Origin of the sequence: Trinickia sp. (assembly GCF_035492435.1) — a bacterium.
Taxonomy (GTDB): Bacteria; Pseudomonadota; Gammaproteobacteria; order Burkholderiales; family Burkholderiaceae; genus Trinickia.
The window spans coordinates 1-15,114 of the sequence record NZ_DATJJF010000072.1 but is presented as its reverse complement, the minus strand read 5'-3'; the positions used below and the strand labels follow the sequence as shown (position 1 = coordinate 15,114).

The 15,114-nt window shown below is 62.3% G+C and carries 10 protein-coding genes and 1 pseudogene; 8 read left to right on the top strand and 3 right to left on the bottom strand.

Annotated elements, in window-relative coordinates; all coding sequences use genetic code 11:
- Positions 1 to 78: 78 nt before the first annotated feature.
- The gene (locus VL598_RS05230) at positions 79 to 405 is read right to left on the bottom strand and encodes a DUF1840 domain-containing protein (RefSeq protein ID WP_325325632.1); all 327 of its coding nucleotides are present in this window, start codon (positions 403 to 405) and stop codon (positions 79 to 81) included.
- Between the two features lie 289 nt (positions 406 to 694).
- Here VL598_RS05230 and argS point away from each other — a divergent pair, with 289 nt between their 5' ends.
- The 7 genes from argS (at position 695) to VL598_RS05195 (ending at position 11,144) form a co-directional block, all read left to right on the top strand.
- Positions 695 to 2,473, top strand: coding sequence for an arginine--tRNA ligase (argS, locus tag VL598_RS05225; RefSeq protein ID WP_325325631.1), 1,779 nt, complete (start codon positions 695 to 697; stop codon positions 2,471 to 2,473).
- 146 nt (positions 2,474 to 2,619) lie between these two features.
- The gene (locus VL598_RS05220) at positions 2,620 to 3,459 is read left to right on the top strand and encodes an SPOR domain-containing protein (protein WP_325325630.1); all 840 of its coding nucleotides are present in this window, start codon (positions 2,620 to 2,622) and stop codon (positions 3,457 to 3,459) included.
- A 158-nt stretch (positions 3,460 to 3,617) separates the two neighbouring features.
- Positions 3,618 to 4,259 (top strand): thiol:disulfide interchange protein DsbA/DsbL, encoded by a 642-nt coding sequence (locus VL598_RS05215; protein ID WP_325325629.1) that lies wholly within the window; start codon positions 3,618 to 3,620, stop codon positions 4,257 to 4,259.
- 64 nt (positions 4,260 to 4,323) lie between these two features.
- Positions 4,324 to 5,115: an SDR family oxidoreductase gene (locus VL598_RS05210; protein WP_325325628.1), complete on the top strand. Its 792-nt coding sequence runs from the start codon at positions 4,324 to 4,326 to the stop codon at positions 5,113 to 5,115.
- A gap of 266 nt (positions 5,116 to 5,381) precedes the next feature.
- Positions 5,382 to 7,571, top strand: coding sequence for an EAL domain-containing protein (locus VL598_RS05205; RefSeq protein ID WP_325325627.1), 2,190 nt, complete (start codon positions 5,382 to 5,384; stop codon positions 7,569 to 7,571).
- A 50-nt stretch (positions 7,572 to 7,621) separates the two neighbouring features.
- On the top strand, positions 7,622 to 9,295 hold the full coding sequence (locus tag VL598_RS05200; protein WP_325325626.1) for a methyl-accepting chemotaxis protein: 1,674 nt from the start codon (positions 7,622 to 7,624) through the stop codon (positions 9,293 to 9,295).
- Between the two features lie 253 nt (positions 9,296 to 9,548).
- Positions 9,549 to 11,144 (top strand): ABC transporter substrate-binding protein, encoded by a 1,596-nt coding sequence (locus tag VL598_RS05195; protein ID WP_325325625.1) that lies wholly within the window; start codon positions 9,549 to 9,551, stop codon positions 11,142 to 11,144.
- Positions 11,145 to 11,268: 124 nt separating this feature from the next.
- Here the strand turns inward: VL598_RS05195 and VL598_RS05190 are convergent, their stop codons facing one another.
- Positions 11,269 to 12,144, bottom strand: a complete 876-nt coding sequence (locus VL598_RS05190; protein ID WP_325325624.1) for a hypothetical protein — start codon at positions 12,142 to 12,144, stop codon at positions 11,269 to 11,271.
- 184 nt (positions 12,145 to 12,328) lie between these two features.
- Positions 12,329 to 13,963: a tetratricopeptide repeat-containing glycosyltransferase family protein gene (locus tag VL598_RS05185; protein WP_325325623.1), complete on the bottom strand. Its 1,635-nt coding sequence runs from the start codon at positions 13,961 to 13,963 to the stop codon at positions 12,329 to 12,331.
- A 492-nt stretch (positions 13,964 to 14,455) separates the two neighbouring features.
- Here VL598_RS05185 and VL598_RS05180 point away from each other — a divergent pair.
- Positions 14,456 to 15,114 (top strand): annotated as a pseudogene (locus VL598_RS05180) (hypothetical protein); the annotation flags it as partial.

Genomic DNA, 15,114 nt, shown 5'->3' with positions numbered 1-15,114 from the left:
GGGCTTGGGCGTAGGTACGCGTTCTTTGTCTTTTGCGCCGGACAGCCCCCCAAATGCCGCGCCGCGAGTCTCCGGGGCTCAGACGCCCCAGATCACGTCCGTGTTGTCTCGCTTGGCTGCGCGCAGCATATCCAGAAACGGAAAGGCGCGCTGCGCGAGACCGATCGGCAGCTCGTGCCGCTCATGTCCGTCCTCGCCTTCGTGGAAATGTCCTTCTTTCTGCTCAGACTCCTTCTTGTCGATCACGATCGCCGACTCGAGTTTCGCAATGGCGGAATCGAGCTCATCGTGCGTGATGACACCGCGCTTGCCCAAATCCTTGCCGACGATCCCGACAAGGTACCTGGCCAAATTCTCCAGCATCAGGACGTCCGGAGCCGAACGACATTTGAAAGTAACAAGCATGACCCGCTCCCCATGTTGTTCCGGTGAAAGCACCCGCCATTCACCCTTGGTTTCGTCGGCGAACCGCTGCTCAAAGCCGCACGCATAGCCGCACGCGGCCGTGGCTCGCAAAGCGGGCTGCTGATTAACCATATTAGCACCTGCTAAAATCTGGCTAGATTGCCGAACTTGCCGCCGCACTGCGCGGTGGCCATCCGGCTCGCGCCGGCCGACCGATCCGGTAAAGGGGTGCGCGAGGCGCCCCGATCCACTGCGCGCGCGAGCGCTCCATTCGACCGCAAGAATCAGCATGCTGCCCTTACAAAAAGAGACCCTCGAAACTTTGCTCGCCGAGAGCGTGAAGCAAGTCACCACCCACGTCGATGGCGGGGACGCCAACGTGCGCGCGTCGGTCACCCTCGAGCGGCCGAAGGTGGCCGCCCACGGCGATGTCGCCTGCAACGTGGCGATGCAGCTTGCCAAGCCGCTCAAGAAGAACCCGCGCGAGCTCGCGCAGCAGATCGTCGACGCGCTCCTCGCTCAGCCGGCGGCGCGCGAGCTTGTTGAAGGCGCCGAGATCGCCGGCCCCGGGTTCATCAACCTGCGGCTGACAACGGGCGCCAAGCAGGCCGTTGTCGGCTCGGTGCTGAACGAGGGCCCGGCCTTCGGTCGCGCTTCCCGACACGCCGGCAAGCACGTCATGATCGAATTCGTCTCGGCCAATCCAACCGGCCCCCTGCACGTCGGCCACGGGCGCCAGGCAGCGCTCGGCGACGCGTTGTCAAACGTGCTCGCCACCCAAGGCTACGATGTGCACCGCGAGTTTTACTACAACGACGCCGGCGTGCAGATCCGCAACCTGGCGATATCGACCCAAGCGCGCGTGCGCGGCTTGGCACCGGGCGATGCCGAGTGGCCCGAGGCAGCGTACAACGGCGAATACATTGCCGACATTGCACGCGCCTACCTAAACGGCGAAACCGTTGCCGCGGCGGACGGGGAACCTGTGCAAGGCGCGGGCGATGCCGAGGATCTGGAAGCAATCCGCAAGTTCGCTGTCGCCTATTTGCGTCACGAGCAGGACATGGACTTGCAGGCGTTCGGCGTCAAGTTCGATCGCTACTATCTGGAATCGTCCCTCTACACCGAGGGTCGCGTCGAGAAGACCGTCGAGGCGCTCGTCGCGGCCGGCAAGACGCACGAGGAGGACGGCGCGCTGTGGCTGCGCACGACCGAGTACGGTGACGACAAGGACCGCGTCATGCGCAAGTCCGATGGCACCTTTACGTACTTCGTGCCCGATGTCGCCTACCACGTGGCGAAGTGGGAGCGCGGCTTCACGAAGGTCATCAACGTTCAGGGTTCGGACCACCACGGCACCATCGCACGCGTGCGCGCGGGCCTGCAAGCACTCGACATCGGAATCCCGCAAGGCTACCCTGACTACGTGCTGCATAAGATGGTGACGGTCATGCGCAACGGGCAGGAGGTGAAGATTTCGAAGCGGGCCGGCAGCTATGTGACGGTGCGCGATCTCATCGAATGGTCGGGCGGTGCGACACCCGGCTCCGAAACGTCGCCCGAGCTGCTCGACGAAGCGACGATCCGGCGCGGACGCGACGCAGTACGTTTCTTCCTGATCTCGCGCAAGGCCGATACGGAGTTCGTCTTCGACATCGACCTCGCGCTGAAGCAAAACGACGAGAACCCGGTCTATTACGTGCAGTACGCGCATGCACGCATCTGCTCGGTGCTGAACGAGTGGCAAGCGCGCTTTGGCGGCGACGAGGCCGCGCTGGCCTCGGTCGACGTGACGCCGCTCACGAGCCCACGCGCGAGCGCACTCCTTGCCAAGCTCGCCGAGTATCCCGAGGTGCTCGCACATGCCGCCGCCGAATTGGCACCGCATGCGGTCGCTTTCTATCTGCGCGAACTCGCAGGTGAATTTCACTCGTTCTACAATGCCGAGCGCGTGCTTGTTGACGAACGCGCACCACGCGAGGCACGCATTGCGCTCATCGCGGCAACGCGCCAAGTGCTGGCCAACGGACTGGCAATCCTCGGCGTATCGTCGCCGATGAAGATGTAGCCGCAGGCATGCCGTGCGTGGCCATCGCTATAATCGATGGCCACATCCACCGCGTACGCCGTATTCGTCACGTCCGCGCGGCCTCTGACGCCGCGCTCGCTCGCGTTTTTGGGATTCCCCAATCTTTTTCGCAGGTGATTCAGACAATGGCACAACCGAGCCGCCGCAATTCTCCACGCAGCGCATCACAACCGAACCAATCGAAGCAGACAGGGGGTACGTTCCTCGGTATCGTGCTGGGCCTCATAGTCGGGCTCGCCATCGCCGTCGTCGTAGCGCTCTACATCACGCGCGCGCCGACGCCGTTCGTCGAGAAAGTCCCCGCGCCCGCCGCCTCGAGCACGGGCACCGTGGATCAGCAATTCGACCCGAACCGCGCACTGCAGGGCAAGTCGCCCGGCCAACCAGTGCCGCAAACGGCGCAGAACACACCGCCCAACACGGCACCCGGTCAATCGGCCGCTCCTGCGACGAACCCGAACCCACCGTCGGGCATGCTGCAAGAGCCCCAGATCGTCGAAGTGCCGCCCAGCGCCGGCTCGACGCCGCCGCCCAACGGCACGGCGCCCGACCAGCAGGCGGAACAGGCCGAGCCCCAGGTTCGGGCCCCGGTGCAGGCCCACAACGGCAACGACTCGGCGAACAAGCCGCCTGTACTCGCGAACGTGCCCCCGCCCGGCAGCGTGAGCGCGCCGCATGCGAACAATACCCCCTCGACCGCGCCGTCTAACGGAGCGAATCTGCATGAGGAGGCCGGTTACTTCCTGCAGGTTGGCTCCTACAGGACCGCCGCCGACGCCGAGCAGCAGCGCGCACGCCTGGCGTTCCAGGGTTTCGAATCGAGGGTGACGCAACGCGCCGCGGGCGGATCGACCTACTACCGTGTGCGAATCGGCCCCTTCCCGAAATTCGAGGAAATGAACACGATACGCCAGCGGCTTTCCGAAGCGGGCATCGACACGGCCGTTATTCCGCCGAAACAGTAAGATAGGGCTCGCGTGGCCGCAGCGAAGCCGCCGCCGCTGAACCAACGGTCGGCGGCGGCAGTCTCAAGTGACGACAGCCGTGCCTGGCACGGCTCGACGAACGCATAACGGCCGCGCGTTCATCGAGCTCTTCGATCACCGATAACCAAAAAGCCCCTATGAAAAAGCTTATCCGTACACTCTTGTTTTCCGTCGGCGTCGCCATGCTTGGCGTCGCTCAGGCATCTCCGTCCGCGCCCGTCGCGGGCAAGGACTACACCGTGCTGCCTTCGCCGCAGCCTGTCGACGTCCCGGCCGGCAAGATCGAGGTGCTCGAGTTCATGTGGTTCGGCTGCCCCCACTGCAATGAGTTTGAGCCGTACATCGAGCAGTGGAAGAGCAAACAAGCTGCCGACGTGGTGTTCAAGCGCGTGCCCGTCGCCTTCCGCGACGACTTCATCCCGCACTCGAAGATGATGCTTGCGCTCGAGTCGCTTGGGCTCGCCGACAAGCTGACCCCGACGATCTTCCACGAAATCCACGTCAACAAGGACTACCTCCTCACGCCCGAAGCCCAGGCCGACTTCCTGGCCAAGCAAGGTGTCGACAAGAAGCAGTACCTCGCCGCCTACAACTCGTTCTCGGTCCAAAGCAATTTGAACCGCGTTCAGCAGATGGTCTCGGATTACAAGATCGATGGGGTGCCGACGATTGTCGTGCAAGGCAAGTATGTGACAGGCCCGGCATCGACCGACAGCCTGCCCGGCACGCTGCAAGTGATGGACTACCTTGTCGGCCAAGTGCGTGCGAAGAAGGGCTAACGGACCTCGATGAGAATCCGTTCACGCCGGCAATCGCCGACACGTCCGCACTGAGCGCCCTCCCATGAACCGCGTCCAACCGTTGAAGGTCTTTCTGACCGGCGCTTCGAGCGGCATCGGCATGGCACTCGCGCGACACTACGCGGGTGCCGGCGCCAAGCTCGGGCTCGTGGCGCGGCGCGGCGATGCCCTCGCCGCCCTCGCGGACGAATGCCGCCGCGCCGCGTCCTCCTGTACCGTCACCACCTATGCGCTCGACGTGTGTGACGCCGATGCGGTGGCCGCCGCAGCCGAGCAGTTCATCGCGGAGCACGGCCTGCCGGACGTCGTTATCGCCAATGCCGGCATCAGCAAAGGCGTCCTTACAGGGCAAGGCGATCTCGCGGCCTTTCGGCGTGTCATGGACGTCAATTGCTTCGGCATGGCGGCGACGTTCGAGCCGTTTGCCGCGCGCATGGCTGCCGCGCGCCAGGGCACGCTCGTCGGCATCGCAAGCGTGGCGGGCGTGCGTGGATTGCCAGGCTCGGGCGCATACAGCGCCTCGAAGGCCGCTGCACTCGCTTATCTGGAAGCGCTGCGTGTTGAAATGCGCCCGCACGGCGTGGCCGTCGTGACGATCGCGCCCGGCTATATCCGTACGCCGATGACGGCGCGCAACCCCTATCCGATGCCGTTTCTGATGGACGCCGATCGCTTTGCCGAAAAGGCAGTTCGAGCGATTGAGCGCAAGACTCGTTTTGCCGTCTTTCCGTGGCAGATGCGCATTGCGGCGACGTTGCTTCGTGCCTTGCCGCGCGCCCTTTACGACCGCGTGTTCGAGAAAGCGCCCAGGAAGCCACGCGAAGCGGCCTCCTAAGGCAATACCCGCACGACAGAGGGAACCGTCGACGCCGCCGGTATCGCCCACTCATCCACCCGCACGCACACACGCGCATGCGTCTCGCCTCGCGCCGGGCATCAGCGAAATGTTTTGCGCTCGATGACACGGCGCATCGACAGATGCGTAGTTGCCTACATCCCTGCGCACAGGCTCCGATAAGACGACATTTCGTCGCACACCAAGTAGTTTCCCTAGGCTATCACCAAATTGTGCCGATAATCTATTTTTAATCGAATTAGATTATGGGCACAGACGATCGGACGCAGCGCCTCCCGGCAGCCGGCGACCACTTGCGCGTGGTTGACTCGCGTGAAGCTACGGCAGATCAGTGGGCCGAGGTCGTTCACGGCGGCGAGCCCGCGGCACCACCCTCGCAATGGCTGTGCGAATCGACGCCGGCGATACTCCACTCGATCAATTCAGATGGCCGCTTGATCCACGTGAGTGATCCCTGGCTCGCCAAAACGGGATATGCACGCCATGAGGTCATCGGCCGTGCCCTAACTGACTTTCTTCCGCCCACGGCTCGCGAGCATTTCACGCGCACGGATATTCTCGAATTATTTCGGGTTGACCGGCTTGCGGACGTTGAACGCCAGTTGGTCTGCAAGGACGGCACCACGACAGACGTCGTGGTCTCGGCCATCAGAGTGCGCGACGAGCAAGGCTGTCTGATGTCAGTGTCCGTCTTGCAAGACGTAACCGAACGCAATCGCGCACAGGCAGCGCTCGTCGCCGAGCACGAGCGCCTGCGCGTGACACTCGACTCCATCGGTGAAGGGGTGATTGCTCTGGATCGCGAGCGCAACGTGGAGTATCTGAACCCGGTCGCGCAAAGGCTGACCGGCTGGTCGAATGAAGAAGCCAAGGGCTTGCCCGCGGACGAGGTCTTTCGACTCGTAGACGATGCCACGCGCTTGAGCACGACGAGTACCCTGACGGCTTCGACACGCCCTGCTATCGAAGTTGGCGACACAGCGACATTGCTGGCCCGCGACGGCCAGGAATATTGCATCGAGTGCTGCGTCGCACCTATCAAAGATACGTCGGGCGTCGCCATGGGCGCCGTGCTGGTTTTTCGGGATGTATCGGAACGGGTTCGCCTGCATCGCGAAGTGCTCCATCGCGCCACTCACGATGCGCTCACAGGCATCTTGAACCGCGACGAGTTTGAGCGCCGCTTACACGCCGCCGTGCACAACGCAGGCGTATCCGGGGGGCGCTATGCCCTCCTGTACATCGATCTGGACCGATTCAAGCTCGTCAACGATGCCGGCGGCCATGCGGCGGGCGACCGGTTGCTTAGGCAGACGGTGGGCTTGATCGGGCGCTTCGTCCTCGAAGGCGAGACCTTCGCACGCCTGGGCGGCGACGAGTTCGGCCTTCTCCTCGAGCAGCGTCGTGCAAAAGACGCGCAACGCATTGCCGAGCAGATCTGCCAAGAGCTCGATGCGTTTCGCTTTTGCGAGGGAGGCCGACATCTTCATATCGGCGCCAGCATCGGACTCATCTTGTTCGACCATTGTTGGAACACGGCGGCAAGCGTCCTGCAGGCGGCGGATAGCGCTTGCTATGCCGCGAAGGCCGCAGGCCGCAACCGCGCGCATATCTACACGGCTTCCGACGAAGTTATCGAATCGCACCGCGGCGACATGCAGTGGGCGCGTCGCCTTGAGGAGGCGTTGGACAAGGGACAATTTGCCTTGCACTGGCAGCGCATCGTTGCTCTTGAAGACGACGGCACTGCCCTGCATGGCGAGGTGCTCCTGCGCATGGTGGATGACGACGGAAAACTGATCTCGCCGGGTCTCTTCCTGCCTTCGGCCGAGCGCTTTCAGATGGCTACGCGCCTTGATCGATGGGTGGTGCGCGAGGTGTTCGAACTCATGGCGCAACACAAGCATCACAGCGCGTGTCTCGCCACGGTATCGGTGAATTTGTCGGGGCAATCGCTCAGCGATCGCGACTTTCACCGCTACGTCTGTGACCTGCTGGACTGTCTGGACTTCGACCCGCACAAGCTGTGCTTCGAGATCACTGAGACCGCGGTAATCACCAATCTCACCGAAGCGCATGGCTTCTTCGCATCGATGCGTGCTCGCGGCGTGCGCTTTGCGCTGGACGACTTCGGCAGCGGCCTATCCTCTTTCGGGTACCTGAAGGCGCTGCCCGTCGACTATCTGAAGATCGACGGTCAGTTCATCAAGGGTCTGGCCGACGATCCGGTCGACCAAGCCACCGTACGCTGCATCGGCGAGATTGCACGGGCAACAGGAAAACGAACGATTGCGGAATTCGTGGAAACCGAAGCCGTCGAGACCATCCTGCAAGACATCGGCATCGACTTTGCCCAGGGATACCTGCGCCATCGCCCCGCCCCCATCGCGAACCTGTTCGAAGCCGCGCGGGAATTCGCCGCTGGCGAACTTTAAAAAGCTTTGACTCGTAGCAGAGTTTGTCTTTAACAACTGATGTAGAACGAATGAGAATTAGAACGCGACTCTCCGTAACCTTCGGCGCGATCCTGCTGTGTTTGATGGCGATCTCCATTACCGCCCTATTGCTCATGGCGCGGATGAATACGGACATCCATGAAATCACCAGCCATTACGCGCGAAACGTCGAGCTCTCACACGAGATGAGAGAAGGGGCTGCGAGTTCAGCACTGACTGTTTACCGGTCCTTTTATGAGCAGAGCGACGCGCAACAAGCCGACATCGAGTCAGCCCACGGCCAACTCGCCTCTGTGGCTGACACCTTCCATGCGATTGAAAGAGGTGTGGTGACAACGCAAGGGCATGCGTTTGTCGATGCCGTAGAACAGGCGAGAGCGCCTTACGTCGCCACCCTGAATTCCGTACTCGATAAATTGGCCGCCCATGACATCGATGGCGCGCGCGCAACGCTGGTTAGTGTTGTCCCGCTGCGATTGACTTTATTTAAAGCACAAGACGATTTGATCGCGCATGAGCGCAGCGCCATGGACACCGCCGTCGAGAACAGCATGCGCGCGTACACGGTGGCACGCGCGGTAGTCTGGGTCGTATCTACCGCCGCATTTGTGATCGCAATCGCGATGGGCGCATGGTTGACGCGCTCGATCATGCAGCCGCTGCAGTCGGTCGTGGACGGGGCGGATGCGCTGGCTGAGGGTAACCTGACCGTGCGGGTCGCCGTCGCCCGCCGCGATGAAATCGGCATCGTGGCTGAGTCGCTGAATCGGGCCGTTAAGCAACTGGCGAGCATCGTGTACGGGGTCAAGCATGCGAGCGAATCGATATCGAGTGCGACGCAACAGGTCGCCTCGGGCAACATCGATTTGTCGCAGCGTACCGAGGAACAAGCCGCATCCCTTGAAGAAACGGCCTCGAGCATGGAGCAGTTGACGGCGACAGTGCGTCAAAGCGCGGACAATGCGGCGCACGCGAACGCGCTGGCCGTACAGTCTTCGGCGATTGCAGAGCGCGGGGGTGAAGCCGTCACCCGCGTCATCGAGATGATGCACGGCATCTCGGACAGTTCGGCAAAAGTGTCCGAGATCACGAACGTGATCGAAGGTATCGCATTCCAGACCAATATCCTCGCACTCAACGCTGCTGTTGAAGCCGCACGGGCGGGCACAGAGGGACGAGGCTTCGCGGTCGTTGCCAACGAAGTGCGCACGCTCGCTCAGCGTAGCGCGAGCGCGGCCAAGGAAATCAAGGAGCTGATTGGCGAGTCCGTCGAACGGGTCAAGAGCGGCACAACACTCGCCGAGGACGCGGGCAGTACGATTCAGGAAATCGTGCAGGCCTCACGCAACACCACCGGCATCATGGCCGACATTTCAACCGCAGCGCAGGAGCAGCGGACCGGTATCGAGCAAGTGAATCGAGCCATTGTTCAAATGGATCAGGTAACGCAGCAAAATGCGGCGCTTGTGGAGGAGGCCTCGGCCGCTGCGCAATCGATGGCCGAACAAGCGAAAGCGCTGCAAGACGCGGTGGCGGTTTTTAAGCTGGGCAATGCGCTTCAGTTCGAGACGCCGCCGGGGGCTCCGATGAGGCAGCCGGCAAGACCCCTTTCGGCAACGCGCGCAATGTCCCGTTACGCTACTCCGGCCGTCACCGCATCGTCCGGAGTTGCCTTGGCTGAATCTGATTGGGACAAGTTTTAGAGGCTTGGATCTCGCCCCCTCTTCCTCCGATTCGCCGCCCCGAGGCCGCACCTCGCACGAGCGGCCGCCCGTTGCCGGATAGGCCGCCGTCGGCCGCCTCGATGCATGCCTAAAGCCTGTACCCCGCTGCCGCGACATATCCTGTTGCCGAATCCGTCGTTGTTCGCGCACCGTCCTTCCGCTAAGCTCGCCCGTGGGCCGGGCGGAAGAACGAACATCAACAGCCCGACCCCGTATTGCCTTCGGAGATTTCATGCGTGTCAAACTGATCGCGGCGCTGATCGCCGCCGTTACCGCTGTTGCGCCGGCGCTCTCGCACGCCAAGCCGCTCATCGTCTGTACGGAATCGAGCCCCGACGGCTTCGACGTCGTCCAATTCAACTCGCTCGTGACGACGAACGCGTCGGCGGACGTGATCTTCAACACGCTCGTGTCCTACGACGAAGCCGCGAAGAAGGTCGTGCCCGCACTGGCCGACAGATGGGACGTGAGCGGCGACGGTCTGACCTACACGTTCCACTTGCGCCCGAACGTGCACTTCCAGCACACCGACTACTTCGCACCAACGCGTACCCTTACTGCCGACGACGTCGTCTTCACGTTCACGCGCATGCTCGACCCCGCCAACCCATGGCACAAGGTCGCCGGGCCGAACGGCTTCCCCCATGCGCAATCGATCGGGCTCGCCAAGCTCCTTAAAGCGGTAACAAAGGTCGACGATGCCACCGTCCGGTTCGAACTCAACGAACCGAATGCGACGTTTCTCCCCATCCTGACGATGGGCTTCGCGTCGATCTACTCGGCAGAGTATGCAAGCCAGTTGCAAAAGGCGGGTAGAGAAACGGACATGAATGCAAAGCCGATCGGCACAGGCCCATTCATGCTGAGAAGCTACACCAAGGACGCGGTGATCCGGTACGACGTCAATCCCCAATACTGGGGGCCGAAGCCGAAGGCCGACCGCCTGATCTATGCGATCACGCCTGACGCCGCCGTCCGCGCGCAAAAGGTGCGAACGGGCGAATGCGACATTGCGCTCTCACCCAAGCCGCAGGACGTTGCTGCCGCGAAAGCCAACAAGGCGCTGAAAGTTGTCGAGACGCCGGCGTTCATGACGGCCTTTGTCGCGTTGAATACGCAAAAGAAACCGCTCGACAATGAGAAAGTGCGGCAAGCGCTCAATCTCGCATTCGATCGCCCCACGTATCTCAAGACCGTCTTCGACAACACGGCCGAGCCTGCCACCAACCCGTACCCGCCGAACACCTGGAGCTACGACACATCGATCGCGCCCTATTCACACGATCCGGCCAAGGCGAAGCAACTGCTCGCTGCTGCAGGCTTGCCGAACGGTTTTTCGACGACGATTTGGGTACGCCCGAACGGCAGCGTCCTCAATCCCAATCCGAGGGCTGGCGCTGAATTGCTGCAAGCCGATTTGGCGCAGATCGGCGTGAAAGCCGACATCAAAGTCATCGAATGGGGTGAGCTCATCAAGGAGGCGAAACAAGGCCAGCACGACCTGCTCTTCATGGGCTGGGCCGGCGATAACGGCGACCCCGACAACTACCTCACGCCGCTCTTCAGTTGCAATGCCGTGGGCTCAGGGATCAACTTCGCGCGCTATTGCGATCCGTTGCTCGACAAGCTCATCGCGCAGGGACGCACGAGCACGGACCCACGCAAGCGCGCGCAGGCCTACGCGCAGGCGCAGAAGATCATCCACGACGAGGCACTGTGGATCCCGCTCGGCTACCCGACGGCAGCGGCGATCACGCGCGCGAATGTGAGCGGATATCAGGTCAGTCCGTTCGGGCGGCAGAATTTTGGCGCTGCGTCGGTTCAGTGAAAGTACAGCGTGTAATGCGGCCCTAGTTGCCGTGGTCTGTCTGCGGCATGCGCGCGAACAGCGCGCCATCTGCCGCAGACCCAACGTCCGCTGAGCGTGGCGCATACGCGGTCAAACCGCATCGCTATGAGTCTTCCGAGTGGACTGGATTCGATTGCCAGTCGGCAAGGATGCGCTTTACCTCTGTTGCGCTCGGCATCTCAGCAGATTTGCCCGCGACCTTGATTGCCTTGAAGACATCGCTGAAATCCAACGCGTAGGTCACGCTGCGTCCCGTCTTGGGGTTTTCATACCGGCTGCGGACGATGGGTTGCTTCCCGCCGTGGAACATGTGCCCTAGGAGCACCACCGGGATCGATACGGCATCACGGCTGGTGATGGGTAATTTGCCCTCGTTCCTATACTCTTGCCTCGAGGCAATGATTCCCATAGCACCCGGAAAAGCGGCTGATGCAATGCGAATAGATTCGGGATTTTCATCCCGATCGGCCCAGGCCCGACTTCGGCGTATCTCATCAGAGATCACATGATAGACGCCTCGGCTTATGTCTTTTGCCGGATAGGTGAGTCCGTCGAACGGGTCGAAGAGGTGCCTCGCTCCGCCCTCTTCCATATTGAACGCCTTCCTTGATGACTCTTCGGTCGCGGGCGGAATGTCCTCAAGTTGATGGCTGTTGGTTACGCGCAGAAAAGCCTTTCCGTTGAGCGCCTTGATGGGGATGGGCACTACCCTTGATTTGCCACTTCCCGCGCTTGTTTGACCTCCAATCCGCGAAGAAGGTACGGGATCGCCATAGACGGATTTGGGAGCCGGCGCGTTGTCCGTACTGCCCGCGCCACGCTTGTTTCGCACACCCCCTGGCAACATGACGCTCCGGGTCGAGCCTTCGTTAAGAAGCCCTGAGTCAGCCGCACCAGTGCTGGCCCCTGCCTGCGAGGATGCCGGTTTGACATGGGCCGTCCGAAGCTTATTCGCATCGGGTTTAGGGGATTCGAGCATGCTCTCACTCTTCGCTGGGACGCCTGGGAGGCGAAAAGAGCCAGCGCTCCCTCCAGGAGGCTAGCGGAGCCAACTGTTCCTGAAAACTAACAGTTTTGACGAGGCACCACGCTCAGGCCAAGCCTCGAGACGAGCCTCGAGGGGACCTACCAGCCAGTGAGCGCCGGACGCTCTGGTCTCAGCGCTACCGCAGGAACGCCGCGAGCGCTTCGTGTACCTGCGCCATTGCCGAATTCCAATCGCCGCGCTCGGCTTGCCGGAACAGTCGCGCGCTGGGATACCATGGGCTATCCGAGCGCTCGAGCTGCCAGCGCCAATCCGGTGTATACGGCAGCAAAATCCAAACCGGCTTACCCAGCGCGCCCGCCAAATGCGCAACAGCGGTGTCGACGCAGATCACGAGATCGAGCTCGGCAATCAGCGCTGCGGTATCGGCAAACGTATTTAGCCCATCGGACACCTCGACGACAGGCAAACGCGATAACGCATCCTGATCGCCAGCACGCACGTCGTTGACGAGCGAAACGAATTCCGCACGTCCAGCGTAGCACTCGAGCGCACTTTGCCAAGCGCTCAATGCAATCGAGCGGTTGCGATCGTTCGTATGCCATGTGCTGCCGCTCCACGCAATCCCAATTCGCCGGGCGTCCCCCGTCGAGCCGAGGCGCGCTTGCCAGGCGCGGCGTCGCGCCGGGTCGGCCTGGAGATAGGGCGTCGAGGCAGGAATCGGCGAACGATACGCGGCAAGCGCATGAGGCAGGCTCAGCAGCGCGCAATGCAGATCGAAAGGCGGCAGCTCGCTTCCTTCGCCGACCACGGCGGCCACGCCCGGGTAGTCCGCCAGCAGCGGCAACAGCGCGTCCTGTACGCGCAACACCACGCGTACCCCGCTCGCCACGAGCGGATCGACAAAGCGGACGAATTGCAATGTATCGCCGAACCCTTGCTCGTTGAACACCAAGAGCGTCTTGCCCTCGAGCGACGACTCGCCGCGCCAGGCATTCGGCCCGAACGAATGAAACTGGCCGCCGTCGCGCCAGCGCCATTCGTACTCGCGCCAGCCATGCTCGAACTCGCCGAGCAGCAGATTCGTCTGCGCCCGGTTGGTGCGGGCACCCGCATCGTTCGGATCGATTTGCACCGCTTTTTTGAAGACGCGCAGCGCTTCGTCGAAGCGACGCAGATCGCGCAGAGCGACGCCAAGGTTCACGTACGCCACGACGCAATCGGGCTGCAGTTCGATCGCTCGTCGATAGGCGGCGACCTCCTCGTCATAGTGGCCGGCTAGCCCCAGCACCCGTCCGAGGTTGTAGTGGCTTTGCCATACGCCCGGGTTGAGGTCACGTGCTTGCGTCAGACTCTGACGCGCGCGTTCGTGATTCCCCAATTCGCTCGACGACTCGGCCGCCGCATGCAGAAGCGGCACTCGGGCGGCCGTGCGCGGCGCGAGCGCCAGTGCCTCATCAAAGCACTCGACAGCGCGCTCATGCCGGCCGGCCGCCTGATTGGCGGTGCCGGCGTCGGCATACCGTGCCGATGTGGCAGGCAATTGTGCTAGCGCACGATCAAAATAGTCAGCCGCCGCTTTGGCATCGCGCTGGCGCACGGCGATATAGGCCAACCCTTCTAGCGCATCGCCGTGATGCGGTTCGACATCGATGACCGACCGCAGCAGTTGTGCCGCTTCATCGAGCCTCCCCTCGCCGAAGTGTGCATACGCAGCCTCCAGCGTCAGGGCCAGCGCCCCTTGCGCAGTCGGCTTGGCACGCTCGGAAGCGGGGTCCTGCGAATATCGGTGATAGCTCTCGGGCGAATTCATCGGTATGTGCCGGAAAATCGCCCATGAAGGGCGGAAACAATCGAGTGAACAAGGAATGCCGAGCATTGTCAGTGGCACGCCTTAACTGTGCAGTCATGGCTAAGACGCGCACGATTTTAATCGACGCGCTTTGTGGCGGTTCGCGCGGTAACGCTCGCGTGCTCGTGACGTAACGCGACGGCTTACGGAGAAGGACCTAGCCGCGCAGCACGCGCACGCGAGCACACCTGAAACAAACGGGAACCTGGCAGCGTCCCTCGCTATTACGACCTGAGACAGTCAAGGCACCTGGACCAGTCCAAGGCAGTCGACGCCATCGAGGCCCCGAGCCGCGGCGACCCGCTCGCCAACGAAGCGTTTTCATGCCGCCGAGCCCAGCAATTTCAAAACTTCCGATGCTTGCCAAACCGACCTGCTAGGTTTCGATCCAAAATTTTTGGGATAGGGTCATGTGGCTTTTTGATGCTTCCTACAAAGCACAAGGAGGTCCTCATGCCGTATCCGAATCGAGTCTGTACCGCGTTGCTGACGATCTTGCCCATGTCTGTCTTGCTCGCTGTGCTGGCTGCCCCCGCCGAATCCGCCGAATCGCCCGACCTCGCAACAACAGGGGACAACATGAGCTCGTCGCCTACGGCTATGCAGGCCATGCGTGTGGACCGGCTCATCGTCAAGCTGCAAGAAGAGCGCGGACCGATCAGGGCGAAGCCCCAGCGCCGAGGACGCACTACCGCGACGGACGCGGACGCGTCAGCCGCTTTGCTGCAAAGCGTCGTGGAACGGGTGCTGCTTGCCACGCCCGCCGATGCGTCCGGCAGTGCGGGCTCATGGGCTCGGGCGCGTCGCGCGGCACCTGGCGCGGTCCATGCCCACGCCATGTCCGGCGCGGCGCATGTCGTTGAGCTTTCCGCACCCGTCGATGCTGCCGAGGCGGCCTCGCTCGCCGAGCGCCTGCAAAATCAACCGGAAATCGAATATGCCGAGCCCGACTATCGGATGCGTGCGCATGACGAGCCCACCGATCCGCTTTATCCGCGGCAATGGGGTTACAGCGCGCGTGCCGGCGGGGCGAACGTCGCCGCCGCATGGGATGTGACGACCGGTTCCTCGAACGTGGTGATCGCCGTTGTGGATACCGGCTACACCTCGCA

Coding starts and splice junctions, on each gene's coding strand:
- VL598_RS05220 (WP_325325630.1), top strand. CDS start 2,620: ATGGCACAACCGAGCCGCCGCAATTCTCCACGCAGCGCATCACAACCG.
- VL598_RS05185 (WP_325325623.1), bottom strand. CDS start 13,963: ATGAATTCGCCCGAGAGCTATCACCGATATTCGCAGGACCCCGCTTCC.
- VL598_RS05190 (WP_325325624.1), bottom strand. CDS start 12,144: ATGCTCGAATCCCCTAAACCCGATGCGAATAAGCTTCGGACGGCCCAT.
- argS (WP_325325631.1), top strand. CDS start 695: ATGCTGCCCTTACAAAAAGAGACCCTCGAAACTTTGCTCGCCGAGAGC.
- VL598_RS05195 (WP_325325625.1), top strand. CDS start 9,549: ATGCGTGTCAAACTGATCGCGGCGCTGATCGCCGCCGTTACCGCTGTT.
- VL598_RS05215 (WP_325325629.1), top strand. CDS start 3,618: ATGAAAAAGCTTATCCGTACACTCTTGTTTTCCGTCGGCGTCGCCATG.
- VL598_RS05205 (WP_325325627.1), top strand. CDS start 5,382: ATGGGCACAGACGATCGGACGCAGCGCCTCCCGGCAGCCGGCGACCAC.
- VL598_RS05230 (WP_325325632.1), bottom strand. CDS start 405: ATGCTTGTTACTTTCAAATGTCGTTCGGCTCCGGACGTCCTGATGCTG.
- VL598_RS05210 (WP_325325628.1), top strand. CDS start 4,324: ATGAACCGCGTCCAACCGTTGAAGGTCTTTCTGACCGGCGCTTCGAGC.
- VL598_RS05200 (WP_325325626.1), top strand. CDS start 7,622: ATGAGAATTAGAACGCGACTCTCCGTAACCTTCGGCGCGATCCTGCTG.